At 68.4% G+C, this 24,646-nt stretch carries 23 protein-coding genes, 4 tRNA genes and 1 pseudogene; 8 read left to right on the top strand and 20 right to left on the bottom strand.

Features of this window, described 5'->3' with window-relative positions:
- Positions 1 to 197 precede the first annotated feature (197 nt).
- Positions 198 to 638, top strand: a complete 441-nt coding sequence (locus ALI144C_RS15840) for a GNAT family N-acetyltransferase (RefSeq protein ID WP_076987988.1) — start codon at positions 198 to 200, stop codon at positions 636 to 638.
- Here the strand turns inward: ALI144C_RS15840 and ALI144C_RS15835 are convergent.
- The 3 genes from ALI144C_RS15835 to ALI144C_RS15825 all read right to left on the bottom strand — a co-directional run bounded on the left by ALI144C_RS15835 (position 607) and on the right by ALI144C_RS15825 (position 4,985).
- A complete protein-coding gene (locus ALI144C_RS15835; protein WP_237774155.1) occupies positions 607 to 3,687 on the bottom strand; it encodes an ATP-binding protein in 3,081 nt (1,026 codons plus the stop codon). The two genes, ALI144C_RS15840 and ALI144C_RS15835, sit on opposite strands and share 32 nt — an antisense overlap.
- Positions 3,688 to 3,750: 63 nt before the next feature.
- The gene (locus tag ALI144C_RS15830; RefSeq protein ID WP_076987856.1) at positions 3,751 to 4,440 is read right to left on the bottom strand and encodes an anti-sigma factor family protein; all 690 of its coding nucleotides are present in this window, start codon (positions 4,438 to 4,440) and stop codon (positions 3,751 to 3,753) included.
- On the bottom strand, positions 4,440 to 4,985 hold the full coding sequence (locus tag ALI144C_RS15825; RefSeq protein WP_076987855.1) for a sigma-70 family RNA polymerase sigma factor: 546 nt from the start codon (positions 4,983 to 4,985) through the stop codon (positions 4,440 to 4,442). The genes ALI144C_RS15830 and ALI144C_RS15825 overlap by 1 nt, the downstream gene beginning before the upstream one ends.
- 176 nt (positions 4,986 to 5,161) lie before the next feature.
- Between ALI144C_RS15825 and ALI144C_RS15820 the strand changes: the two genes are divergently transcribed.
- Positions 5,162 to 5,950, top strand: coding sequence for a hypothetical protein (locus tag ALI144C_RS15820; protein WP_076987854.1), 789 nt, complete (start codon positions 5,162 to 5,164; stop codon positions 5,948 to 5,950).
- A 163-nt stretch (positions 5,951 to 6,113) separates the two neighbouring features.
- Here the strand turns inward: ALI144C_RS15820 and ALI144C_RS15815 are convergent, their stop codons facing one another.
- From ALI144C_RS15815 to ALI144C_RS53165, 5 genes are all read right to left on the bottom strand, one after another.
- Complete coding sequence (locus ALI144C_RS15815) at positions 6,114 to 7,001, bottom strand: endonuclease/exonuclease/phosphatase family protein (RefSeq protein ID WP_237774154.1); 888 nt, start codon at positions 6,999 to 7,001, stop codon at positions 6,114 to 6,116.
- A gap of 39 nt (positions 7,002 to 7,040) precedes the next feature.
- A complete protein-coding gene (locus tag ALI144C_RS15810; protein ID WP_076987852.1) occupies positions 7,041 to 7,511 on the bottom strand; it encodes a MarR family winged helix-turn-helix transcriptional regulator in 471 nt (156 codons plus the stop codon).
- A 34-nt stretch (positions 7,512 to 7,545) separates the two neighbouring features.
- Positions 7,546 to 8,397: an LLM class flavin-dependent oxidoreductase gene (locus tag ALI144C_RS15805; RefSeq protein WP_076987851.1), complete on the bottom strand. Its 852-nt coding sequence runs from the start codon at positions 8,395 to 8,397 to the stop codon at positions 7,546 to 7,548.
- Between the two features lie 7 nt (positions 8,398 to 8,404).
- A complete protein-coding gene (locus ALI144C_RS15800) occupies positions 8,405 to 9,931 on the bottom strand; it encodes an alpha/beta hydrolase (RefSeq protein WP_237774169.1) in 1,527 nt (508 codons plus the stop codon).
- Between the two features lie 65 nt (positions 9,932 to 9,996).
- Positions 9,997 to 11,121: an HAD-IA family hydrolase gene (locus ALI144C_RS53165; protein WP_083753063.1), complete on the bottom strand. Its 1,125-nt coding sequence runs from the start codon at positions 11,119 to 11,121 to the stop codon at positions 9,997 to 9,999.
- Between the two features lie 208 nt (positions 11,122 to 11,329).
- On the opposite strand from ALI144C_RS53165, the gene ALI144C_RS15785 reads away from it, so the two are divergent.
- The 3 genes from ALI144C_RS15785 to ALI144C_RS15775 all read left to right on the top strand — a co-directional run bounded on the left by ALI144C_RS15785 (position 11,330) and on the right by ALI144C_RS15775 (position 13,243).
- Positions 11,330 to 11,998 carry a DUF899 domain-containing protein gene (locus ALI144C_RS15785; protein ID WP_076987850.1) on the top strand — a complete coding sequence of 223 codons (669 nt, stop codon included), beginning with the start codon at positions 11,330 to 11,332 and terminating at the stop codon, positions 11,996 to 11,998.
- 180 nt (positions 11,999 to 12,178) lie between these two features.
- Positions 12,179 to 12,970 (top strand): NAD(P)H-binding protein, encoded by a 792-nt coding sequence (locus ALI144C_RS15780; protein ID WP_076987849.1) that lies wholly within the window; start codon positions 12,179 to 12,181, stop codon positions 12,968 to 12,970.
- A 57-nt stretch (positions 12,971 to 13,027) separates the two neighbouring features.
- Entirely contained in the window at positions 13,028 to 13,243 is a 216-nt protein-coding gene (locus ALI144C_RS15775) for a putative signal transducing protein (RefSeq protein WP_076987848.1), read from the top strand.
- Here ALI144C_RS15775 and ALI144C_RS15770 read toward each other — a convergent pair.
- The 4 genes from ALI144C_RS15770 to ALI144C_RS15755 all read right to left on the bottom strand — a co-directional run bounded on the left by ALI144C_RS15770 (position 13,233) and on the right by ALI144C_RS15755 (position 15,912).
- Positions 13,233 to 13,844: a TMEM175 family protein gene (locus ALI144C_RS15770; RefSeq protein WP_076987847.1), complete on the bottom strand. Its 612-nt coding sequence runs from the start codon at positions 13,842 to 13,844 to the stop codon at positions 13,233 to 13,235. The two genes, ALI144C_RS15775 and ALI144C_RS15770, sit on opposite strands and share 11 nt — an antisense overlap.
- Positions 13,845 to 13,938: 94 nt before the next feature.
- On the bottom strand, positions 13,939 to 14,337 hold the full coding sequence (locus ALI144C_RS15765) for an STAS domain-containing protein (RefSeq protein WP_083753062.1): 399 nt from the start codon (positions 14,335 to 14,337) through the stop codon (positions 13,939 to 13,941).
- Between the two features lie 167 nt (positions 14,338 to 14,504).
- Positions 14,505 to 15,104: a DUF305 domain-containing protein gene (locus ALI144C_RS15760; RefSeq protein WP_083753061.1), complete on the bottom strand. Its 600-nt coding sequence runs from the start codon at positions 15,102 to 15,104 to the stop codon at positions 14,505 to 14,507.
- 4 nt (positions 15,105 to 15,108) lie between these two features.
- Positions 15,109 to 15,912, bottom strand: a complete 804-nt coding sequence (locus tag ALI144C_RS15755) for a lytic polysaccharide monooxygenase (RefSeq protein ID WP_076987846.1) — start codon at positions 15,910 to 15,912, stop codon at positions 15,109 to 15,111.
- 647 nt (positions 15,913 to 16,559) lie between these two features.
- Here ALI144C_RS15755 and ALI144C_RS15750 point away from each other — a divergent pair.
- Complete coding sequence (locus ALI144C_RS15750; RefSeq protein WP_076987845.1) at positions 16,560 to 17,189, top strand: DUF4360 domain-containing protein; 630 nt, start codon at positions 16,560 to 16,562, stop codon at positions 17,187 to 17,189.
- A gap of 250 nt (positions 17,190 to 17,439) precedes the next feature.
- On the opposite strand, the gene ALI144C_RS15745 is transcribed toward ALI144C_RS15750, so the two are convergent.
- Together ALI144C_RS15745 and ALI144C_RS15740 are read right to left on the bottom strand one after the other, a co-directional pair.
- Positions 17,440 to 18,078 carry a response regulator gene (locus ALI144C_RS15745; RefSeq protein ID WP_076987844.1) on the bottom strand — a complete coding sequence of 213 codons (639 nt, stop codon included), beginning with the start codon at positions 18,076 to 18,078 and terminating at the stop codon, positions 17,440 to 17,442.
- Positions 18,075 to 19,160, bottom strand: a complete 1,086-nt coding sequence (locus tag ALI144C_RS15740) for a sensor histidine kinase (protein ID WP_076987983.1) — start codon at positions 19,158 to 19,160, stop codon at positions 18,075 to 18,077. The genes ALI144C_RS15745 and ALI144C_RS15740 overlap by 4 nt, the downstream gene beginning before the upstream one ends.
- 86 nt (positions 19,161 to 19,246) lie before the next feature.
- On the opposite strand from ALI144C_RS15740, the pseudogene ALI144C_RS15735 reads away from it, so the two are divergent.
- Together ALI144C_RS15735 and ALI144C_RS15730 are read left to right on the top strand one after the other, a co-directional pair.
- A pseudogene (locus ALI144C_RS15735) lies at positions 19,247 to 19,921 on the top strand (ATP-binding cassette domain-containing protein); the annotation flags it as partial.
- A 199-nt stretch (positions 19,922 to 20,120) separates the two neighbouring features.
- Positions 20,121 to 20,870 (top strand): ABC transporter permease subunit, encoded by a 750-nt coding sequence (locus tag ALI144C_RS15730; RefSeq protein ID WP_143230670.1) that lies wholly within the window; start codon positions 20,121 to 20,123, stop codon positions 20,868 to 20,870.
- 115 nt (positions 20,871 to 20,985) lie between these two features.
- On the opposite strand, the gene ALI144C_RS15725 is transcribed toward ALI144C_RS15730, so the two are convergent.
- The 6 genes from ALI144C_RS15725 to ALI144C_RS15700 form a co-directional block, all read right to left on the bottom strand.
- The gene (locus ALI144C_RS15725) at positions 20,986 to 23,115 is read right to left on the bottom strand and encodes a TerD family protein (protein ID WP_202818958.1); all 2,130 of its coding nucleotides are present in this window, start codon (positions 23,113 to 23,115) and stop codon (positions 20,986 to 20,988) included.
- A gap of 31 nt (positions 23,116 to 23,146) precedes the next feature.
- Positions 23,147 to 23,234: transfer RNA gene (locus tag ALI144C_RS15720), tRNA-Ser, on the bottom strand.
- Between the two features lie 11 nt (positions 23,235 to 23,245).
- Positions 23,246 to 23,328 (bottom strand) — tRNA-Leu (locus ALI144C_RS15715).
- Position 23,329: 1 nt separating this feature from the next.
- A tRNA-Gln gene (locus ALI144C_RS15710) sits at positions 23,330 to 23,405 on the bottom strand.
- Between the two features lie 28 nt (positions 23,406 to 23,433).
- Positions 23,434 to 23,506: transfer RNA gene (locus tag ALI144C_RS15705), tRNA-Gly, on the bottom strand.
- Positions 23,507 to 23,743: 237 nt separating this feature from the next.
- The gene (locus ALI144C_RS15700; protein ID WP_076987840.1) at positions 23,744 to 24,487 is read right to left on the bottom strand and encodes an endonuclease/exonuclease/phosphatase family protein; all 744 of its coding nucleotides are present in this window, start codon (positions 24,485 to 24,487) and stop codon (positions 23,744 to 23,746) included.
- Positions 24,488 to 24,646 lie beyond the last annotated feature (159 nt).

The raw sequence follows: 24,646 nt of genomic DNA, 5'->3' as shown, positions 1-24,646 counted from the left end.
CCGCTCCTGGCGAGCCTGGGAGGCACTCACTCCGGCCGGGATGGGGAGGAGCCTCACGGGCGATCCGCGTCGCCGGGCAGAAACTTACATGCGGTGCGCCCGCCACACCACCGCACAGTCGATCAGTCCTTCGAAAGGGTGAATCCGGACTTCGTGTGTCACAGAACCACGGTCCGTGTTTCGATATCGTCCCCGTCATGATCACCATCGGGGCATTGGTGGACGCGGACCGCCTGGCCTGGCAAAAGCTGTTCGAGGGCTACAACACCTTCTACGAACGCACCATGCCGCAGGAGGTCTACGACCGCGCCTGGCGCGAGTTCCGGTCCGGCGAACGGATGCACGCGCTCGCGGCGAAGCTCGACGGCGAACTGGTTGGCATCGTGCACTTCCTCGTGCACGCCAGCACGACCTCACCGGACGTGTGCTACCTGCAGGACCTGTTCACCGCCGACGCGGCGCGTGGCAAGGGCGTCGGCCGCCAGTTGATCGAGGCGGTCAAGGACTGGGCCATCGGGCAGGGCTGCTCCCGCGTGTACTGGCAGACCAAGCACGACAACCACACCGCGCGCCTGCTCTACGACAAGGTCGCCGAGAACCGCGGCTTCATCGGCTACGTGATCCCGCTCGACCGGTGATCGTCGGCGCGGTGCCTCTTCGACAGCGCCGCTGCGGCTGACCGCAGATCGCTGTCGCGCAAGGTGGCGAACTCCGCTCTCGCCTCGGCGTAGGCCACTCGTCGATGTCCTCGGCCCACTGGCGGATGCGGTCGGACGCCATGGTTGGTTGGAAGCTGCGCAGGTAGTGGCACCGCTCGGCCAGCGCGATCAACTGTGGCGCGTGCTGCGTGTCCGTCATGGCCAACGCGACCAGCAGCGTGCCGATCAACGACACGTCGATGATGTGCAGCGACGACACCACCGGCGGGTTGGCCAGCAGTGTCGCCAGTTTGTCCGGCAGCTGCTCGGCGATGTCGGCGACCCGGTCGAGCCGGCCGTGCTGGGCGTGGGCGATCACAGTCACCGCCTCGCACTCCAGTGTCGTCGGCTCGAGCCCAGGGTGGCTGATGACGAAGAGTTTCCCACGCGTGGCCCTGAGTTGGTCGACCGCGCGCCGCCATTGCCTGAGCCCGACATCGGTCTCACCGCGGGCGAGCGCGATCTCCGCGAGCACCCCCGGCGTGGGCAGGATCTCGGCGCTGACGTCGTCGGCCTGGCCCAGCGCGGCCAGCGCCAGCCACTGCTCGGCTTCGTCGACCTCGTCGAGCCGCAGGCTGGCCAGCACCATCGCCCAGCGCAACAGTCCGACGTGGGACCAGGCACCGAGCTGCTCGAACACCGGCAACGCCATCCGCAGGGACGTCCGCGCCGGCCGGCCCGACACGATGCTCAGGCTGGCCGCCATCATCAACACCACCCCGCGCATCCACGGGTAGTCGGCGGAGAAGCAGTCGATCGCCCGACGCATCGAGACGAGCGCGCGTTCCGGGTTGTTCGCCGAACGGTGGATGAAGCTGGCGACAACGTTGACGAACCCGGCGACCAGCGGACTCGGGTCGTCGTGCACCGACCGGCGGGCAGCCGAGTCCGGCTTCCAGTGATCCGGTCCGACGGCCGCCACTTTCGCCATCGCCAGGATCAGACTGTCACCCGCGTCCCGCACCGGCAGCCGTCGAAGGGCGTACAGCATGCGTCCCGCGGGCATGCCCGCGACGGTGAACAGGTGCACGACGCACCACCCCGCTGCGGAACGCACGGCGTCGACGTACTCCGGTTGTGGCCGGTAGTGCGACAGCGACCACGCCGTCTCCTTGGTCAGCAGGGACATGCGCCAGTAGTTCAGCTCGACGGTCCACAACCCGGCCAGTACCGCGGCTGTCGCGGCGACTGTCGGCCCGTCGTCCTGCGCGATGCCGAGGCGCATCGCGTGCAGGAGGTTGTCCTGCTCGGCACGGATTCGCCCGACGGCGGTGTACGGGTCGGCACCGAACGGCGACTTGAAGTGGGCGAGGCCGAGCTGCCTCGCCCATGCCAGGAAGGCGTCGGTGGCAGCGGGATCCCGCCGGGACGCGCCGAACTCGCGGACCGTCTCCAGCATCCGGAACCGGACGCCTGCGGGGGTTTCGAGCACTTTCAGCAGCGACTGGTCGACCAGCCGCGTCAGCACGTCGTCCGACCCGAGCACGAAGCGTGCCGCCTCGGCGGTGAAACCGCCTGGGAACACCGACAACGCGAGCAACGCGGTCTGTCCGGCGGTGTCGAGCAGTTGCCAGCTCCACTCGACGACGGCTTCCAGTGTGTGGTGCCGTGACGGTGTGTCCCGCGCGCCGCCACGCAACAGCGCGAACCGGTCGGTCAGGCCGTCGCGGATCTCCTGGACCGACATGACACGAACCCGTGCCGCTGCCAGTTCCACCGCCAACGGCAGCCCGTCCAGCTTGCGGCACAACTGGTCCACGGCGTGCCCGGGTAGCACGACGTCCTGCCGGGCCGCGCGAGCACGTTGGGTGAACAGTTCGACTGCGGTGGACAGATCCAGCTCGGGCAAGCGGTACACCGCCTCCGACGACAGCGCCAGCGGCGCACGGCTGGTGGTCAGCACCCGCACGTCCTCGGTCCGGGTAACCACCGCGTGCACCAGTTCGGAGACCTCGTCGATGACGTGCTCGCAGTTGTCGAGGACCAGCAGCGCGTCCCGGCCGTCGAGTGCGTTGACCACGTTCTCCGACTCCAGGACCGACGCGACCTCGGCGGCGACTCCCCTGCTCACCCCGGCCAGCGGAACGAAGTAGACCAGGCGCTGACCGGCCTGCCTGCACACCGCGTGCGCGAGCCTGGTCTTGCCGAGTCCGCCGGTGCCGACGATGGACGTGGCCCGCGAGGAAGCCAGCAACGCGGACACCGCGGACACATCGTCGTCGCGACCCAGCAGCGGATTGGGGTCCTGCAGCACGCCGTAGCGGACGGCCGGTGATTTCCCCTCCAGCAGTTGCCGGTGCAGCGCCTGCACAGCCGGGCCCGGATCCGTACCGAGTTCGTCACGCAACGACCGCCGGTACTCGTCGTACCTGACCACCGCGGCGGACGGTCCGATCGTGGCGTTCTCGCAGCGCAACAACTCCAGCAGCAGTTCCTCGTCCCATGGCCGTTCAGCGAACAACGCGGTCAGGATCGGCATGGCCTCGGCGCAACGACCCAGTCTGGACAACGAGACCGCACGCAGCCGGACAAGCGCGTGGTATGTCAGCGCGCGCTCGGCGCGCAGGGCCGACAGCGGGTCGTCGCCGTGCTGTGCTGTGGGTGGCTCCCGCCAGCACGCGAGGCCGGTGTCAGCATGTGCCAGCGCGGCCACGTGGTCACCTGCTCTGGATTTCCGGCTTCCCGTATGAGCGCTGAACCGCACCAGCGAGGCGTCGACCGCGATGTCCGGCAGAGCCAGCCGATAGCCCGTCGGCGTGTTCGCGATGGTGTCCGTGCCGAGCAGAGCACGAGCGCGGGACACCAGGACCTGGACCGCGTTCGTGGGGTGTTCCGGTTGCCTGTCCGGCCACAGGCCGTCGACCAGACGCGCGGTGGTGCAGCCGGACCGCAGGTCGTTGGCGAGCAGCGCCAGCAGGCCGATCATCCTGGCACCGTTGATCCGCCGTCCCCGGAAGGACACTTCGGGCAGCAGGATCAACTCGCTCACGGCCCAAGGTTAGTGAACCGGTCGCCGTCCCGCCCCGACCCGGGACGGGCGACCGGTCGGCCCTCACACCCGCACGCTGACGTACCGCTTTCCCGTTGTGGTCTCGACCACGACACCCGCGACGTCGGCCGGAGCGATCAACGCCGAACCGTCCAGTGTGGTGCCTTCGGGTTTTTCCTTCGGTGGAACGACCCAGCTGCCCGCGGACTCCTGCCTGCCGTCCTTGGCCACGATCATCATCCGGCACGGCTCCCCCGACGGGATGCCGCTGACCGTGGCGTTGACGCGGACCCAGCCCGCTGCCGGGGTGATCCGGACGGACATCCGCGCGCCGGTGGTGTCGTCGGCACCGCTGGCGACCTTCACGCCGGGTGGTTGCTGGGCAGGGGGTACCGCTGTCGGTCCGGTCGTGGACTGGCCGAGCACGACACCCCCGCCGACCAGTGCCGCCGCCGCGACCACGGCGGCAGCGGTGGTGAGCAACCGGCGGCGGCTCCGGGTGGCCGACGATTCCTTGCGCATCCGGTGCAAGGTCCGCTGCAGGACCAGGTCCGCGTCCTCCGGATACCCCTCCAGCAGTGCCTCCTGCGGCACGTCGCCGAGAAACTCCTGCATCTGTCGCAATGTGTCCGTCTCCTGCCGGCACTCCGCGCACCCGTCGATGTGCTGTCGCACCTCGGCGGCCTGATCCGGCGGCAGCTGGCCGGCGACGAAGGCGTCGATGTCCGTGTGCTGCTGGTCGGACGTGCTCATCAGGCCACTCCTTCCATCCCGGCGCCCCGCGCGGTGAACAGGTCGCGCAACGCCCGTAAGGCGTAGTACGACCGGGACTTCACCGTTCCCGGTGGGATACCGAGGGTTTCCGCGGTCTCGCTGACGCTCTGGCCGCGGACGTAGATCTCGACGAGCACCGACCGGTGCGCGTCCGGCAGCTGATCGAGGGCACCGAGCACGACCAGCGAGTTGACGACCTTGTCGGCGTGGTCCTTCTCGACCGCCACCGTCGCGGGCGACTCGGCGACTTCCTTCGGCCGGGCGTTGCGGGCCCGTACCGCGTCGAGTACGAGGTTGCGCACCACCGTCAGCAACCAGCCGCGCACCGACCCCTTGCCGTTGACCAGGGCGTCCGGGTGTTTCCACGCCCTGATCAACGCCTCCTGCACGACGTCCTCTGCCGTGGCGCGGTCGCCGGTCAACCGTTGCGCGTACGCGAGCATCGCCCGGCCGTGTTCCTCGAACAGCGTCCGGACCAGTGCTTCGTCGGCGACTTGACGGTGCCGAGGTCTCACCCCGCCCATCCGTACCCACCTCCACGGCCTCTTGAGTTCTCGACCCACACGCGTCCCTCGCCGGAACGGCTCACCCCAATCTATGTGACCCGAGTCACACGGTCGTCGCTCCAAGATTCTTTTGAACCTCCCGGCGCCCGTTTCCGTGTCAGCCGGACAGCGAGCAGCTCCTGGAGGGAGTCCCCATGGCGCGCAAGCACTTCGCGATCATCGCCGCGCTGACGGCGATCGGCGTGACCGCCTGCACCCACCAGGAGCAGCCGCCCCGGCACACCTCGGCCTTGGCGGTCGAGAAGAACACTCCCGCCAAGGCCGAGCCCACACCGTTGCTGCTGACCGGGACCGCGCGGATGTACAACGTCGCGCCCGGCTCCGGCGGCTGGGCACAACTGCGTGCGGGCAAGGCAGGCGCGTTGGATCCGGTACTGGTCGACGACACCGGGCTGACGCTCTACCGCTTCGACAAGGACAGTTCGAACCCGCCGCGGTCCCGCTGCGACGGCGACTGCGCGACGGCGTGGCCACCGGTGACGGTCGCGGGCAACGGCCGGGTGTTCCTCGACGGCGTCCGGAAATCCGATGTGGGAGTGGTCCGCCGCACCGACGGGACACTTCAGGTGACCGTCGGCGGCTGGCCGGTGTACCGGCACATCGAGGACACCAGGCCCGGCCAGACGTCCGGGCACGGCGTCGACGGGCAGTGGTTCGGGATCACCTCGTCGGGCGAGAAGGCCGGCAGCACGATCCTGTTCGACGGCACGGCGTTCACCGACAGCGAGCCCACGCAAGCCGTCGCGGGCCGTGGCTGCCTGAACCTGCCCAGGCCGCGTGTGACGTCGTCGGTGTCGGCGAGCGGGTGGGTCACGTTGTGGTCAGGCCCCGACTGCACGGGCAAGTCGGTGACGATCCGCGGGAAGGTCGCCGACCTCACCGCCGCCCGCTTCGACAACGCGGTCGTATCGGTGTCCAACTAGCACCGCCACCCCCACACCGCCGCCACCCCCACACCGCCGCCGCCCGCAACCAATGTGGCCTTCGTTGCGAAAAACGCTACCAATGTGGCCTTCGTTGCGAAAAACGCTACCAAGGCGGCATTCGTTGCGTTTCGCGCGAGGGTGGGCGGGGGCGTCGCCGGGGTTAGTTCAGCGTGACCAGCGCCTGGACCGGGAAGTGGTCCGACGGGATCTGGTCGTCCGCGGCGAACGTGTTGATGGCGGCGAACGCCGTGGTCGCGCCCCTGGTGAGGATCCAGTCGATCCGGTTGCCGCCCGGCCGGATGCCCCGATAGCCGTGGTAGGTGGAATACAGCGGGGTCAGGCGCTGCCGCGCCGCGATCCACGAGTCGGCGAACCCGCCTTCGGTCACCAGCACGTGGTAGCTGCGCGAGCGCGTCGCCGCGTCGTTGAAATCACCGATCAGCAGCACCGGCAACCCTGGCGCGAACTCGCCGATCCTGGTGCGGACCAGGTACGCGCTGCGAATGCTCGCTTCCTCGGAGTGGTTGTCGAAGTGGGTGTTCACGCCCGCGAACTCCCGGCCGGTGCGCAGATCGAGGAACCTGGCCCACGTGACCATCCGGGGCACGAGGTTGCCCCACGACTTCGACCCGGGCGCGTCCGGTGTGTCCGACAGCCAGAAGTGGTGCAGTTCCACCGCTTTGAGCCGCCGCGAGTCGTAGAACAACGCCGTGAACTCGTCCCGGTTGCCGCCGTCGCGGCCGACGCCGATCCACTCGTAGTACGACGGCAGGTCGCGGTCGATGTCCCGCAGCTGGTCGTACAGGCCCTCCTGGGTTCCCAGGATCGTCGGCAGCTCACGGTTGAGCAGCTCGGCCATCACCGGGCGGCGCCGCGCCCACGAGTTCGGCCTCGCGGTCGACGCGAACCGCAGGTTGTACGACATGACATGCAACCCGTTGCCTTGCGCCGGGCCGATCAACGGCGTGGGCACGGCGTCGGCCGTGCCCATCAGCATCGCGAAGCTGAGCCCCAGCGTCGCGACCAGACCCAGGGTTCTTCGGCGCACACCTGTTCCGGACATTCCCCCACCGCCCCACGCGTCGAGTCAACCGTGCCGCTTGCAGTCCGAGTACAGCCGCTCGGCGACGGCGGCGAGCTGCGTGCCGACCAGACCGGTCGCGTCGGGATCGATCAGGTCGACCACGCGCCTGCGCACGCTGGCCAGGTGGGTGGGGTATGCGGACTTCAGCCGCTCCAGTCCCGCGGGCGTCAGGACCGCGTTGTACCCCCTGCCGTCGGAGTCCGTCCGGCGCTTCTCCGTCAGGCCCCTCGCTTGCAGGTTGTCGACGACCCTGGTGATCCGGCTCGCGGACAACGCGGTCGCCGTCGCCAGGTCGGCCATCCGCAGTTGCCGGTGCTCCGCCTCGGAAAGGTGCATCAGAACGGAGTAGTCGGTCAGTGACAGGCCGGTGTTGCGCAGCAGGTCGTCGTCGAGCGCCCTGGGGAGCGTCACCATCAACCGCGCGAGCGCACGCCATAAGGCTTCTTCCCGCGCGGTCAACGGTTGATCGTCCATGGCGGGAGTATAGCGGCTGAACGTAAGCGGTCGCTTATATCAAAGGGCGGACCTGCTCGGCCGCGAACCGCACGAATCCCTCCGGGTCCGGCTCGTCCGCGGTCGGCTGCAGGACCACGGTGTCCGCACCTGCTTCGGCCAGCAGCCGCACGGCCTCGGCGACCTGCTCACCGTTGCCCGCGACGCCCGCGTCGGCCCCTTCGTGCTCGGCCGCGATCCGCTCGGCCGCGCCCTCCCCCGTCGCCGCCAGCAACGAGACGACCACGTGGTGGTCGCCGGTCCGGCCGGCAGCGGCCCGGCCCGCCGCGATCAACTCCCTGGCCTTGCGCAGGGTGTCCGGCGTTGTCGCGCTGGTCAGGATCGTCGCGTCCGCGACCTCGCCGGTCAGCCGGACCGATTTCGGGCCGGTCGCGCCGACGTACAGCGGCGGCACGGTCGCGGGCGGCCAGCCCAGTTCGACGTCCCGCAGCTGCACGTAGCGCCCCTCGGTGGTCACCCGCTCCCCGGCGAGCAGCGACCGCATCGCGACCGCGTACTCACGCAGGAGGGTCACGGGTGACTCGACGCGCGCGCCGACCTGCCCCATCCAGTCCTGCACACCGTGGCCCAGACCGAGCAGGACCCGGTCGCCGAACAGCCGGTACAGCGTCGCTGCCTCCATTGTGGCCAGTGCGACGTTGCGCAGCGGCACGGGAAGCAGGCCGACGCCGATCCGCATCCGCTCGGACAGCGCCAGCGCGGTCGCCGCGGTGGCGATGCCGCTTTCCAGGAAGCAGTCCTCCCACACCCACAACTCGTCGAACCCGGTGTCCTCGACCACGCGGACGTAACCACGCAGCCGTTCCGGCGGCAACTGGGGACGGAAAACCATGGCGAGACTGGTCACCCGATCTTCATACACCATCGGTGAACGGGCGGTGGTCCGGTTCGCACGTCGTGCCCTCCGGCGGGACCCGCAGGTCGATCAGGTAACCGGCCATGATCCGGTCCGTGCACTTCGTGTTGACCGCGTGCCCGTGCCCGTTGACGACGACAAGCCGTGCGTTGTCCATCGCGCGCTGCGCCTTGACGGCCGACGCGAGCGGCGTGACCGGGTCGAACCGGTTGTTGACCAGCAACGCGGGGACGTCCGACCGCAGCCGCCACGGCCCGGTGTACCGGTGCGGCGAGGTGGGCCACGAAGCGCAGGGCTGCCCGGGGTAGAGCCAGTACCGCCCGTAGTCCGGGCCGACCACGTCGAACAGCTTGGCCAGCAACGGCCACGCGTCCGGGGCTTTCGGGTGCGTGACGTCGGCGCACGTGATGGCGGTGAACGAGGACATGAAGTCCGGCCGGTAGGCCATCGTCGTGAGAATGTCCCTGACCACCGCCGGATCGCCGTCGGCACCGCGTTCGACCGCGTCCAGCAGGGACGCCAGCGCCGGCCATCCTTCTCGTGTGTCGTACAGCATGGGCACCTCGGACGTGAGCAGGTGCTGGTAGTGCACCTGCACGGCGGCAGCGCCCTTGCCGACGGTGATCGGCGCGTGCTTCAACCGTGACAGCAGGGAATCGTGTCGCTTGACCAAATCCGGCCCGGCGAAGGCGCACGCGGGCTTGCCCGCCGCCGTGCACAGCCGGGCGAACTCCGCGAACACACCAGCCGTGCCCCGCGTGCGTTCCCAGGCCGTCGCCACGTTCGAGTGGGTGTAGGCGACCGGGTCGATCATCGCGATCAACTGCAGCGCGCGTACGCGGTCACCGAACAGCGCGCCGTAGACCTCCCCCAGGTAACTGGCGTAAGAGCCGCCGGTGTACGTCAGCTTCTTCTCACCGACCGCGCGCCGCAACAGGTCCATGTCCCGCGCGGCGTCCACAGTGGCCAGATTGCCGACGAGATCGGCGCTGTGCCGGGCACATCCGTCCGCCAGTTCCTTGCTGCCCGTGCGGACCTGCGCCTCCTCCGCCGGGTTGATCGGCGGCACGGGCAGCGTCTCCCAGAAGCGGGCCTGGTCCTCCGGGGTGGGGAAACACCGGACCTGACGGCTGCGGCTGATTCCGCGCTGGTCGAAGGTCACGACATCGAACCGGGTCGCCACCTCACCGGGCACCAGGCTCCGGTTCGCGGCGTCCACACCCGACCCGCCGGGCCCACCCACAGCGGTGAACAAGGTTCCGACGCGGTCACCGGTGGCGCGTTGCCGCAGCACCGCCAATCCCAGCTTCGTGCCGTGTGGTTTCGCGTAGTCCAGCGGCACTTCCGCCACCGCGCACTCGTACTGCCGAATTCCCTCCTCGGTGCACGGCGACCAGTTCAGCACCGGGGTGGGCGCGGCATCGGCCTGTGCCACAAGGACATTGGCCGCCGCGTTGGCCGCAGGAGCGGCCAGGGGGACGGCTGCGCCCGCAGCGAGCGCGCCTGCCATCAGAACCTTGAGCATCACCTGTCCGAGGATGGCGCAGACGACCGGCGGACGGCGTCCTACTTTGGACCCACATCAGGGACCTACGGAAGTACCGAACTCGCCTCGGACACGCGCGTGACCGCACGCCAGGGGCCGTCCGGAGCCAGGTGGCGCAGCACCGGCACGATCTCCGCCGGCTCGATCCGTTCGGTGCTGCCGAGCAACTCCGGCCAGGTCCACCAGCGGACGTCGAGCAGGGTCTCGACCTCGGACTCGGTCAGCGCGGGCTCGGTGGTGGCGTGGTCGGCCCCGACTCGGGCGACGAAGAACTCCTCATGGCTGCGAAACCAGTTCCCGCGCCACACGTAGTCGCGGCGCAGGGGGAAGCTGTCCGCGTCCAGTTCGATGTCGAGCAACCCGGTCTCCTCGAGGACCTCCCGGCGCGCGGCCGCGCCGGGGGACTCACCGGGTTCCAGGCCACCCCCGGCCGGCTCCCAGAAGCGGTCGCCGCTGACCGGGTCGTGCCAGTGCATCAGCAGCACCCGGTCCTCCGGGTCGAGGCACAGCACCCGGACGGCCCTGCGGTCGACCTCCTGTGCCGCCGTGGTCACGAGATCCCGGCGCAGCCAGTCGTCGACTGCCTTCCTCAGGTTCCCGGCCGAGGTGAAAGCGTGGCCGGTCATCCCGGCCCGCTGCGCCGCCTCCGCGTTGCCTGGCGTGTCGTCGACCACCAGGCAACGTTCGACCGGTACACCGGCCAACCGCGCCAGTGCGGCGAAGACACGCGGATCCGGTTTGGTCACGCCGAGGTCCGCCGAGGTGACCACGTGGTCGAACCGGTCGGTGACACCGAGTGCGGCGAGGTCGCGGTGCAGCCGGTCGGTGGCGTTGCTGATCAGGCACACGGTTGTGTGCGGACGGACAGCGTCGACGATCGCCAGGACCTCGTCGTCGAGGTATCCGATGTCCTCGAAGCACTCGCCGACAGCGGCCGCGACGCCTGCGCCCGGGAATCGCTCGGCCAACGCGTGGGTGATGCGGGTTTCCCACTCCCGCTGGGTGATCGCGCCCGTGATGGCGGGCGTCAGCAGCTCCGGCCGGAACGCTGTGGCCAGCAGGCTGCCCGCGGGCAGCCCGGCTTCGCGTTCACAGCGGGCGGCGATCCGCGGGTCACGGTGCCGCAGCACGCCGTCGAGATCGATCAACAGCGCCCGGCGCATGGTCATGGCCGGATTCTATGAGGCACGCGTCGTCGCAGGATGAACCACGCGAACTCGGGGCAGACAGACATCACCCGTTGACGCAACTCGCTGGTTGCCATACGGTGGCAACCAGCGAGTTGCTACTGGTGGAGGTCGTCGTGGATGCTCCCGCCACAACCGAGCTGCGCCGTACGACATGAAACACAAGCGACATCAAAGGAAGGAATTCGCCATGCGCACTCCCCCGATCGTCACAGCCGAGGAATGGGAAGCCGCGCGCCTGCGCATGCTGGTGCGGGAGAAGGAAATGACCAAGGCGCGTGACGCACTTGCCGCCGAGCGCAGGCGGATGCCGTGGCTGGCAGTCGAGAAGGCGTACGCGTTCGAAGGCCCCCACGGCACAGCGAGCTTGCTCGACCTGTTCGAAGGCCGTCGGCAGCTCATCGTCTACCGCGCGTTCTTCGAGCCCGGCGTGCACGGCTGGCCCGAACACGGGTGCAAGGGCTGCTCCATGGTGGCCGACCAAGTGGCCCACGTGTCACACCTGCACGCGCGGGACACCACGCTCGCGTTCGCGTCACGCGCCCCACAGGCGGACATCCAGCGGATGACGGCACGGATGGGCTGGACGATGCCCTGGTACACCATGACCGACGACTTCGACTCGGACTTCGGCGTGGCCGAATGGCACGGCACGAACGCGTTCATCCGCCAGGACAACGACGTGTACCGCACGTACTTCGTCGACAACCGCGGCGACGAGGTGATGGGCGGCACGTGGAGCTACCTCGACATCACCGCACTCGGGCGACAGGAGACGTGGGAGGACTCACCGGAGGGCTACCCGCAGGACCCGCCGTACGAGTGGTGGAACTGGCACGACGAGTACCAGCCCTCGTGAGTACTTGCCGGGGTTGGCACCCTGGAAAACACTCACGAGGTTTCAGTCTACTGAGGACGTAACTCGGCGAGGTGAGGAATGTCGGAAAAAGCAAGGGTTTGCTAAAGCAAAGACCTATGTGCGAGGGTGGCCCGCGACTCGCTAGCGTCGGCGCAATCTCCGACCGAGTGAGGGTTTCCGTTGAGAATTCTTGTAACCGGCGCGACAGGCACGGTGGGCAGGCACGTCGTCGACCAACTGCTCACAGCGGGCGCGACCGTCCGGGCACTGACGAGGAACCCGGCGGCCGCGCGCCTGCCCGGCAAGGTCGAACTCGTCCGCGGCGACCTCGGATCGCCCACCCCCGAGGTGTTCGACGGCGTCGAGCGGATGTACATGCTGTCCATCGGTGACCCGGCGCGGGTCACCGAACTGGCCGAGCGAGCCGGGGTGCGGCGGATCGTGACGCTCACGTCCACCGTGGCCACGCACGCGCACCAGGAAACCGAACAGGCGGTGGAGAAGTCCGGCCTGGAGTGGACACACGTCCGGCCGGGCATGTTCTCGGCGAACCTGTTGGACTGGGCGGCGGGCATCAAGGCCGACGGCGTGGTCCGCGAGCCCCACGGGGACGCGCGGCAGGCGCCCGTCCACGAGCAGGACATCGCCGCCGTCGCCGCGACCGCGCTGCTCTTCGACGGCCACAATGGACAGACCTACAGCCTGTCCGGCCCCGAGTCGCTGACCAAACCGGAGCAGGCCGCCGCGATCGGCGAGGCGATCGGCGTCGACGTCCGGTTCGAGGAACTGTCCCCGGACGAGTGGCGCGCGCGCTCGGGCGTGCCCGATCTCGTCGCGGACTTCATGCTCGACCTGTGGCAGCGTGCCACCGTGCGACCGGAACCCGTGCTGGCGTGCGTGGAGGACGTCCTGGGCAGGCCCGCGCGGACCGTCACCGAATGGGCCGCGGGCCACGTGGGGGCGTTCCGGTGACCAAGCCCGAACCCGTCATGGGACGCCCGCCACCGCCCGGCGACGTATCGTGGAGGCATGATTGAGCTGCTTCGTTCCAATGACCCGGTTCTGATGTCGTTCGCCGCGTCCCTGCTGAAGGACGCGGGGATCGAGCACGATCACACCGACAGCCACATGAGCGTGATCGACGGCTCCATCGGCGCGCTGCAGCAACGGATCCTCGTCACCGAGGACCGGCGCGAGGAAGCCGAGCGGCTGCTGACCGAGGCGGGCATCCAGCTCACGACGTGACACGGCGCCGCCGTGTCCACAGCCGAGCCACCACCGGAGTGAGGAACAGCAGCAGCAGAGCGAGGTAGTTCACCTTCGGCACGACGAGTGCCAGGACGAGCGCGACGACGATCAGGCCCGTGGTGGTGACCGAGTTGGCCACGTACCGGTCGTCCACCGGGTTGTCCGGGTCCTGGATGTCCGGATTGCGGTAGATCACCAGGGTGAGCGCGGTGAGGCAGACACTGCTGGCCAGAACGGTACCGATGTAGAACGCCATCGTGAACGACTCGCTGCCGTACCGGCCGACCATCTCGGTCGGGAACGGCAGCAGCACGGTCGTGAACAACCACATCATGTTCCACAGCACAAGGTTGCTGGTGTACTTCCCGACGTGGGCGAACATCTGGTGGTGGGTGAGCCACAGCCGGGCGATGACCACGAAACTCAGGACGAAACTGCCGATCCGGTCCCGGTTGTGCGCGAGGATCTCCACGGGGTGCTCGGCGTGTTCGTTGGCCAGGTCGACGAGCGGCAGGATCAACAAGGTGATGGCGATGGCCACCACGGCGTCGGTGAACAACACAAGCCGGTCTGGATCTCGTGAGGTTTTCTGAGGCACGCGCGCAATCTAACCGGGCAGCACGCACTGTGCACCGCCAGTCCACAGTAGTCCGTTTTGCCCTGGTGCCCTTGCGTGATACAGGGCCTGGCCGTCAGCGGACGTCGCGGGCGGCGGTGTCGTGGCTGCCGTCCGACGGCGAAGGGACGCGAGTCAGCGCGCTCTCGAGGTCGTCGAACACCTCGAGGACCTGGTCGAGGCCCGCCACCGCGATCACGCGCGCGGCGAACGAGCCGCCGTGCGCGACGCGCAGTACGCGGTTCTGCCGGTGGGCTTGCTCGTTGGCTTGCAGCAGTACGTGCAACGCCGCCGAGCCGAGGAACGTCACGTCGGCCAGGTCCACCAGCAGCACCGCGGCCTGCTTGTCCAACGCGCACTCCAGCGCTTCGCCGAAGTCCTCCTCGGTCGCCAGGTCGATGTCCCCGGCGATGCGCAGGACAACCGCCTCGGCGACTTGCTCCACACGCCAGTCGAGCAGGCCGTTCTCGGACACCGTTGCGGTCCCTTCGTGGGGATGTTGCGTCGGCTGCTGGCTCCACCCTAGTGGTTCACCCCGGCCGTGTCAGTCATCCTCCGTTTCCAGTGGGTCGCCATCCGTAGTCGCCGTCCGTAGCCGGTGCGCCCGGCCCTCGCGTCCGAGCGCACTGGTCGACTGCCGGGTTACCGCTGGCCGAGCATGGTCAACATCTGCTGGATCTGGCCGGTCCTCGACTTGACTATCCGGTCAGCCAGGTCCTTCACCGGCCCGTTCGCGCCCTCCTTGAGCTCGCGTCGTGCCATTTCCACCGCCGCGCCCTGGTGGCCGGAGAACAGGTTGAGGAACTTGGCTTCGAACTCGGCGCCCTTCGCGTTCGCCAGGTCGGCGATCACCTCGGGGTTGGTCGCGGGCAGGCCGCCGTGGCTGGCGTGTGCCTGGGCGTTCGGGTCCGCCGTCGTCGGCTTGCCCCACTGCGTGAGCCAGCCGGTCATCGACTTCGCCTCGTCGGCCTGCGTCACCCCGATCGCGGCGACGAGGTCCTTGATCTCGGGCCGCTTCGCCTCCTTCTCCGCCAGTCGGACCATCTCCATGCCCTGGGCGTGGTGCGGGACCATCATCTGCAGGAACATCACGTCCGTGTCGTTGTGCCCCGACGCCACCTCCGCCTTCGGCGCTGCGGCGGCAGGCGCGGTCAGCGGCGCGGGCTCGCCGGATCCGCACGCGGTCAGGCCCAGCAGCAGTCCAGCCGCGACGACCGGGGTGATGATGCGGAAGCGCTTCACCGGGTCAGAGCTTCTGCCACAGTGCGGGCGTCGAGGTCGGTTCCCAGCCCGCCAGCGACGTGTGCCGCTGGATCACGCGGTACCGCGCACCCTCGTAGGTGACCTCCGCACCGGTCTCGTACGCGGTCCCCGGCTTCCACTCGTCGCCTGACGAGGGCGGCTGGGTCGTGGTCGGGGGCTTCGGCGTCGACGAGGAGGTCGGTGGTGCGGTCGTCGGCGGTGCGGTCGTCGGCTGGGTGGTGGTCGGGGGGTTCGTCGTCGGCTGGGTGGTCGGCGGCTGGGTCGAGCCGCCACCGACCTGCAGGTCGACGCACGAGTAGAAGGCGTTCGGCGTGTCGGCGATGTTCCACACGGCCAGCAGCTTCTGCCGCCCGGACGCGCCCGCGAGGTTGACCGAGTGCGTGACCGTGGACGGGGGCTGCTTGCCGCCGCCGTCCACGGTGGCGATCTTCCTGCCGTTGAGGAAGTACTCGTAGTTCGACGTGGCGTGCCGGGCGGTGAACGTCCAGGTGAAGTCGACCGTGCCGCCGACGGACGTCGCGCGCCACGGCTTGCTGTCGTCGTTGAGCTCCGCGAACTGGCTCAACCCGCCGTTGCAGCTGCTCAGGCCTTGGGGGCCTTCCACGCTCTGCGGCTCGAACTTGATGGACCCGCACGAGACCACGCCCGCGGCGCATTGTGCCTGGCGGCTGCCCGGCGTCGAAATGTATCCATGGGCGCTGGCCTGTTCGACGGGCAGAACGACCAGCAGCACGGGAGCGATTCCGGCCGCGGCGGCGGCCACGGACAGCTTTCGTTTCAGGGACATGGAAATGAAACTCCTCGCATTGCGGACGGCCCGCGCCTGCCGTCCATGCTCGCGTAGATCACGAGTGGTCTGGACCATATAAACCCGTTGCGGCGCCCGTCAAGGCTCGGCGCGAACCGTCTACTATGGCCACCTACGCTCAGTCATACCCCTCCTTGTCGATGACTACGGACCAGACGCCGGACGGGTTCACCTCGGCGCCGTCATGCACGAGTGGCATATCCAAGCCGCCCACAAGCCCTCAACCTGCGACTACTGCCGGATGAAATGGTTTACACCAGTCAAGGCCCGGTGCACGGCAACGTGATCCGCCCCTTATTTCACGACTTGTTCTTACACGGGAGGAACTTCACCCCCGTCCGCGCCCGCACCGGGATGCGCCGACAGACCCGCTGACCGTCTTCGCCCACACCCATGACAAACCAGGGAAGGGCATCACGAAATTCTGGGTAAATCTGTTATGGACGGTCCCAATAAATGGAATCGTCGAGTCGTAGGATCATAACTCGAATACGTTTCAGAATTTCCAGGAAAGTGCCTCGACTAAAACTATTGCTCCATCCGTAGGCTTTTCATATGCCCCGATGGGGCTACCCTGCGTGCAGGGCCCGCTACCGGAATATGGTTTTTGTTCGAAAGGTGCCTCAATGATCACTACGATGCTTGCCCTTGCCGTGGCTTTATCCCTGCCAACGCCGACGGCGACGGTCGCTGACGAGGTCCCGGTGGGTCGGGTCACCGTTCGCGTCGTGACCGCCAACGGGTCGGGCTGCCCGGTCGGATCGACCGAAGTCAGTGTCGCCGACGACAACTCCGAGTTCACCTTCACCCACCGCGAGGGATACGTCGCGAAAGTCGGCCCCGGCGCCGACCCGACCGACGTCAGGAAGAACTGCCAGCTCAGTCTCGACGTCCGGGTGCCGTCCGGATTCACGTTCGGGATCGTGCGCGCCGAGTACTCCGGCCGCATCAGCCTTGCCGCGGGCGCACAGGCCTGGCAGGGCGCGGACTACTACTTCCAGGGCGAGACCCCGACCGCCCGCAGGGTGCACCCGTTCACCGGCCCGCAGCGCGGTGACTGGTCGACCACCGACGTCACCGACCCCGGGTCGGTCGTGTTCGCGCCCTGCGGTGAACACCGCTACTTCAACGTCAACACCGCGCTGCGGGTGAGCGCCGGATCGTCCAACCCGCAGACCACGACGAGCTGGATCTCGATGGACTCCCCCGACCGCAACCCCAACGGCCGGTTCCGGTTCATCTGGAAGCGCTGCTGAGCCCACCCCAGGCAAGGGCCGCCGCAGCCCTCGCGCGGCGGCCCATCCACACACGCAACCGGGCAAGCCATCTCAGCGCACCACAGTGGACGCCCTTCCTCCCAGCGAGGACCACACGTTCGGCCTGCGCCAGGGCGGTGGCGAGAACGCGCCAATCCGGTTCGACGGCGACGCGGCGTTCCGCTGCCGGGTGGCGCACCGGTCGCGGACGGACTGGTCTCCCGCGTCGGCACCGGCCCTCTGGCAACGTCTATCCGACCAGACCGCGCCTGAACGCGTACGTGACCGCCTGCGCGCGGTCACGTACGCCTGTCTTGGCGAAGAGGTTGTTGATGTGGGTCTTCACCGTCGCTTCGGTGATCACCAACTGGGCAGCTATCTCCACATTGGACCGTCCGTCCGCGATCAGCCGCAACACGTCGGCCTCCCGCGGAGTCAGGCCGTCGGGCAGTGCCTCGCTGGACACCGCGCGGCTGGTGACCTGCTCGGCGAGCCTGCGTTGGATGGCCGGGTCGAACTGGGCCTCACCCCGCCGCACCGCCGCGATGGCCTCGGCGATCTCCCCCGCCCGCGCGTCCTTGGTGAGGTAGCCGCGTGCACCCGCGCGCAGCGCCGCGAACACGGATTCGTCGTCGGAGTACGTGGTCAGCACGACGACCTGGGTGTCCGGGTGGTCGGCACGGATCCGTTTCGTCGCCTCCACACCGTCCATCTTGGGCATCCGGAGGTCCATCAGCACCACGTCCGGCTTCTGCGTGGCGACCAGGCGCAGAGCTTCCTCACCACCGGCGGCCGAACCGACCACCTCGATGTCCGGCAGCAACTGCAACAGCAGTACGAGCCCTTCCCTGACCACGGTCTGGTCGTCGACCACGATCACCCTGGTCATGCCGGGACCCGCAGCCGCACCCGGAACCCACCGTCGACCGGCCCGGCTGCCAGCGTGCCGCCGATCAGTTCGGCCCGTTCCCGCATACCCACCAGTCCGTACCCGTTCCCCGTGTTCCCGGCTGCCGCCCCGCCGGTGTCCTCGACGTCCAACTCACACCAGTCCGGCCCGCATCGCAAGGCCAGCGTGACCGACGCCCGTGGCGCGTGTTTGTGGGCGTTGGTCAACGCTTCCTGCGCGGTACGCACCACAGCGAGCCACGCTTCCGGCGTCAGCCGCCCCACGTCGCCGGTCACCGTGACCTCGCAGTCACGTCCGGTGGTCGCCCGGAACTGGTCCGCCAACTGTTCCAACTGCTCGGCCAGCGGCGCCTGATCGCCTCGCAACGCGGCCACCGCCCGTTTCGAGTCCTCCAGGCCCGCCCTGGCCAGATCCCCGGCACGCACGACGCGATCGAGGACCACGTCCCGGTCCGCGCCCTGCTCCAACAGCAACCGCGCCCCTTCCAGGTGCACGACCTGGGCGGACAACGAGTGCGCGAGGATGTCGTGGATCTCCCGGGCCAGTCGTTGCCGCTCCCCCAGCACCGCCGTGCGGGCTTCCGCTTCGACCGTGGCAGCGGTCTGCCTGCGCGTCACCGCGAGTTGGTTGAGCACCGCGGCGAGGAAACCGGCCCAGCCGAGCGCGAAGCCGATGCCGAAGATCGCGAACCCGTCCAGCGACACAACCAGCGATACGCCGACGTACGTCGCCGCCACGGCCACGGACAGCGCTATCGCGTGCCACAGCCGTGTCCGGAACGGCGCCAGCCAGACCGCGAGGAACATCAGACCGGTCCCGGCGTACTGGGTGTGGAAGTGCTCCGCCATGCCGCATGCCGCTGTCACCGCAAGCAACCAGACGTTGTACCGGTCCCAGCGGTAGGCGGCGTAGCCGCACGCCAACGCCAGAAGGTGCAGACCGCTGTCGAGCACCACCCCCGCCCAGCCGTGCACCCGGGTGGAGTTGATGACGGAACCCACGAGGTCACCGCCGAGATACAGCACGACCACGGTCCACACCGCGTACCGCCATCTGCCCACGGGCTCACGGTACCTCCGCTCCCGGACCGGCACCTCCAGCCCGGGGTGGAGCCGCCTCCACCCGCCCAAGACCCAGCCCGGAGCCGATGCCGGGGAGATCCGCCACGGGCAGGCTGATCATCGTGATAGCAGTGGAGAAGCTGAGCAAACGGTTCGGCGACGTGCGGGCGGTGACGGACCTGTCGTTCACCGTCCTACCGGGAGCGGTCACCGGGTTCCTCGGCCCGAACGGCGCCGGGAAGACGACCACGCTGCGGATGATCCTCGGTCTGGTCACGCCGACGTCCGGCACGGCAACGGTCGACGGCGTCAGGTACGTGGATCTGCCCGAGCCGATGAAGTCCGTCGGTGCCGTGCTGGAGTCGACGGCGTTCCACCCGGCGCACACCGCGCGTACGCATCTCCGGGTGCTCAGCACAGCGGCCGGGATCCCGACCGAGCGGCTGGACGAGGTGCTCGACCTGGTGGACCTGCGGTACGCGGCCGGTCGCCGCATCGGCGGCTTCTCGCTGGGGATGCGGCAACGGCTGGCGATCGCCAGCGCACTGCTGGGCGACCCGTCCGTGCTCATCCTCGACGAGCCCGCCAACGGCCTCGACCCGGAGGGTATCCACTGGCTGCGCGGGTTCCTGCGGGCGTTGGCGGTGGACGGCCGGGCGGTGCTGGTGTCGAGTCACGTGCTCACCGAGATGGCCAAGACCGTGGACGCCGTGGTCGTCATCAACCACGGCGAGCTGCTCGCGTCCGGCCCGGTCGACGAGTTCGGCGACCTGGAGGACACCTACCTGCAGCTGGTGCGGTCATGACACCCCCTTTGTCAACCCCAAGACCGAACGCAGACCACGTGGCACCCAACCGCACCTCAGGGGAACGTGACGCAAACCAGCCACCAGTACGCACCGAACTGGACTGTGCGGACCAACGTGACCAAGCGCAAAAACCCGGGGAGGCGGAACTGTCGTGATTACTTTGGTGAAGGCCGAGGTGCTGCGGCTCACCCGGTCCATGCGGTGGGTGGCCGTCATCGCCGTGGTGATGTGCGCGGTGTGGGCAGTCCTTCAGGTGGTCGTGTTCATCAAGCCGGAGACGGTGAACGAACGCGCCGTCGACTCCGCGTACAGCATGTCCCAGCAGGGCTACATGTTCGTCATGATCCTCGGCATCCTCCTGGTCACCAGCGAGTACCGGCACCGCACGATCACATGGGCCTTTCTCGTCACGCCACGGCGTGGCCGCGTGATCACGGCGAAGTTGGTTGCCAGCAGCGTGATCGGACTCGTCGTCGGTGTCGCGGCCGTGCTGGTGACCGGACCGCTCGTGGCGATCCTGCTGTCCGCCTACGACTATCCGGTGTGGACTGCGAACGTGCCCGCGGTGGTGCTGGGTTCGGTGCTGAGCACGGGGTTGTGGTGCCTGTTCGGCGCCGGTGTCGGTGCGTTGATCCGCAACATGGTCGCCGCGATCACAGTCGCGTTCGTGTGGGTGTTCTACGCGGAATGGGCGCTGGTCATGATGGTTCCGGCGGTCGGCAGGTGGACGCCGACCGGTGTCGGCAAGGCGGCGAGCGGCTGGAACCGCGACGCGCTCGGCTCGATCGCCCCCGCGGGCGACTTGGTGCCGATGTGGGCGGGCGCGGTGCTGATGGTGGGCTACGCCGTCACCGCCGCTGTCGCGGCCAGGCTGATCACCGTTCGGCGAGACGTGACATGAGAACGAGGGCCTGCCGGAGCAGGCCCTCGTATCCGTCATCGCGAGGAAAGCGGTGGAGCTGAAGGCGTTACAGGCACAGAAGGAAGCTCCGCCATGGCCTCGCATCGCCAGTCTACTACGCCGGAACCAGCCGGTTGAGCCGGTCGCGGGTGAACACCGTCGAGCATTCGGGCAGGTCTTCCGGACGGTCCATCCCGATGAAGACGACCGGCTCGTCCCATCGCATGCCTGGCTCCCACACGGTTACCGAGCCCGCCTTGGCCGTGAGCAAGTTGATCAGGTACGACATCGTGAGGTAACGCCGCTCGTACACCGCGCGCGCCAGCCGTCCGCTGTTGCTCACGGCGCCCTCGACACGGTTGAAGTTCAACTGGCCGGTTTGGTACAGGTGTGTCCAGGTGCCCGTCCACTCGCCGTCGTCGTCACGACCGAACACGATCGGCAACGCGACCCGGCCGTAGCCGCGCATGTCCGAACGCGTCCGGACCGTGCGTGGCTCGAACGGCGCGCCTTCCTGGCCGCGCTCCCGTGTCATCCAGCCGAACATCGACTCGGCGACCTGCTCGAACGACTCCCCCGAGTAGATGTGCACCTGCGGCACGATGTACTTGGCCGACACCGCGTCCAACTCGATGTCGATGAACTCCGTGGCGCCGTCCTTGGCTTCGGTGATGTCGCCGGAGTACACCGCGCCGTCGGTGTCGTAGTTGGTCCACGACACGTGCCCCACGTACTGGAAGTCCTTGTTCAGCAACAGGACAGACAGGTCGTAGTCGGTGCGCTCGGAACGCTGGCGCCAGTAGGTGAAGAACCTGAGCACGTCGCCGTCGACCGGCGTCCGGGTGCCGCGTGGCAGCACGGCGAAACCGTCCTCCGTGGCCTTGCCGGACAACGGCACCGCCACGTCGAACACGTCCGGATGCACCACGATCCGCTCATAGGAGGGAACGCGGCTCAGCAACTCCGCGTCCACCATGGCGACCGCGCTGTTGATCGTGTTGACTGACAACGGCTTCCGAGTGTCATCAGCCACCCAGGCGCGGCGCCCGCGCGTGGCGAACACGCGCGCGGAGTCCGGCGTCGCACGGTTGGCGAGGTGCTGGCGCACCGAGCACAGCACGCGGCCCGACACCGCTCCGATGGACTTCTCCACCACGTCGAGAACCTGCTTGGCCTGCGCCGGGTCCGTCTCGCGCAACAACCGGTCCATCGACCGAACCAGCATGCCGGGGGCGTTGGCGAGCACGGCCGCGGCCGCGACTGCTCCCTCGGTGAGGTAGGCGTGTTCCGCCCGTGCGGCCAGCGAACGGACCTTGCGCTCACCACGGGCGACCGCGAAGACGTCCGCCGCATGGGGGAACTGCGGGTACTCGTGCGGGTGCAGCCGTTCCCCCAACCGCTTCCACGGCTCGGCGAATCGGGCGATGTCCCCGAGCTTGCCGGTGTCTGCGGCGATCACGTCGTCCAGCGCGGCCATCAGCACGCGCCGTTCACGCCGCTTGAAGCCGCGGAACTTGGTGCGCTCTTGCAACGTGACGTCCCCACCGCTGGCGTGGCACGCGACCCGCAGCACATCGGTGACGGTGTCCACGAGCACCAACGGCTGACCAGCCGCCAGCCGCACGGAATTGACGACCGCGCGGTTCTCCCTGACCGGCATGACCTGCGGCAGTTCGTCGGTCAGACCAGCGAGTTCCTCCAGCAGCGCCAGGTCGGCCTCGCCGAGCGGCGTCACGCTGGCCGCGAGGCCCTGGAAGAGCAGAGCGCTCTCCTCCGCAAGGGTGCCACCGAGGTGCACGACGGTGACCCGGTCCTTGACCGACGGGATCAGTTCGTCGTGCGCGGCCAGCAGTTCCTCGTAGGTGTGCTGGTACGTGCCGTACGTCGGCAGTTCGAGCAGGTTGACCCAGCCGTCGGCCGGGACGGGCATCAGGGCGTCCCGCATGCACTTCACCCAGAACTCCACGGTGTCCGGGACGTCCTTGGGGAACCGGATGAAGTACGCGTTGTGCGGAACGTTGTCGCCGACCAGTTCACGCGCGGCCCTGACGACCGGGTAGGCGATGTCCATCGCGGAGCGGGGCTCGAACCCGGCGATGTGCTCGAGCAGTTCGCGGCTGGCCTTGAAACCCATACCGACCAGGGCGGCGTCCATCTGCCGGGCGACACCGGCGCCGTCACCCGGCTTGCCGTCACCCAGCGGCACGCGCATGGTCCTGCGCACGACCGTCCTCGCGTCGATCACGATGGTCTCCCCTGGTGGATGCTGCTGCATGCGGAGGGCGCGCGATTCGAACGCGCGCCGGGTGTCACCCGGACCTCGGTGTAGCAAACCGGTGCCTTGCCTGACTCGGCCAGCCCTCCAAACCGGACAGTACCCCTGGCAGGACTCGAACCTGCACGCCCTCGCGGACCCGCGATTTTGAATCGCGTGCGTCTGCCATTCCGCCACAGGGGCCTGGCTGCCCGTCAAGGGTTCGAACCTCGGTCTCCGGAGTCAGAGTCCGGCGTCCATGCCAACTGGACCAACGGGCAAAGAAATGCGCTGAAACAATGCACTGAGAACGGCCGGCGGGAATCGAACCCGCTTCTTCAGGGTGGAAGCCTGACGCGTTAGCCTGGTACGCCACGACCGCTTGTGTTCTCGATCCGAACAGCGAAAACCGCCCTGACCGGTGGCTTCCGGCGGGCGGCTCCCGTTACGCGACAAAAGAAACCCATGTCACGGCGAGGAGCCCGCACAACTGATCGAACCGCACCCCCGCAACGAGAGCGGCGACTGCTCAGCGGCGTTTCCCCGCTGTCGCCCGTTCACCATGACCGCTCTCCTTGCTCGGTGTGTGGTCAAATGATGCAGGGCGCCAAGAATGGGGTCAACTCATATTCACCGTGACCATCCATCCGGGATGGTCGGTGGTGCCGTCCATGTCGATCCTGGTGCCGCGCTTGAACGCGAGATTCGTACTGGCGAAGATGTGTTGCAGGCCCCCGTCGCCCTTGCGGTAGAAACCGGGCGGGTTGCAGTCCTGTACGTCCGGCCAGCCGTGGTAGCGCAGGTTCATGTCACCGGCGACCACGGCGGGCCGCGGGTACCCGACGACTCTGGCCATGAGTTCCTTGCACTGCGCGAGCGCTGTCGAGCCGCTGCGGGCGGACAGGTGCGTTGTGCAGGCGCCGATCTTCCCGGCGGGCAGACAGGCCCAGGAACGGCGTTCCGCGCTGGTGTCCTGGGTGTTGTAGAGACCTGTCGCGGTCACGGACCCGGCGAGTTCGCCCGTCACCATCACGATGTTCCCGTACTGTTCGCCGTTCCTGCACAGCACTGGCGTGCCGTCCGGGCGCTGGGCCGCGACGAACGCGACCGCGGACGGGCCCATCGCCTTGTGCAGTGGTTCGATGTCGCTGACGCAGGACTCGTTCACCGACAGCACCTTCGGTTTGACCGATGTGATCACCGAAACCGTGTGGGCAACCGCTTTGCCGGTGTAGCACCCGGCGAGGCCGCTGTTGCAGATGTTCACCTGCAGGATCTTGACCTCGGTCGGAGTCGTGGCGCTCACCGCGGGCGCGGTACCGAGCAACGCGCAAGCGACCGCCAGAACCAGTCGGACCTTCATGGCGCACCTCCCAGTCGGCACGAGACAAGCATGTCCGTACCGGGACGCGCAAGAGCCCGCGACCCCTCCCCTGGGTCGCGGGCCCGAAGTCAAGGCGAGGAAGGCGAAGCAACTAAATGGTGGGCGAGCGGCGGTAGTAGCAGTAAGTTCCTTCATGGC

Origin of the sequence: Actinosynnema sp. ALI-1.44 (genome assembly GCF_001984155.1) — a bacterium.
Taxonomy (GTDB): domain Bacteria; phylum Actinomycetota; class Actinomycetes; order Mycobacteriales; family Pseudonocardiaceae; genus Kibdelosporangium.
This window is presented reverse-complemented; position numbering and strand designations above follow the sequence as displayed.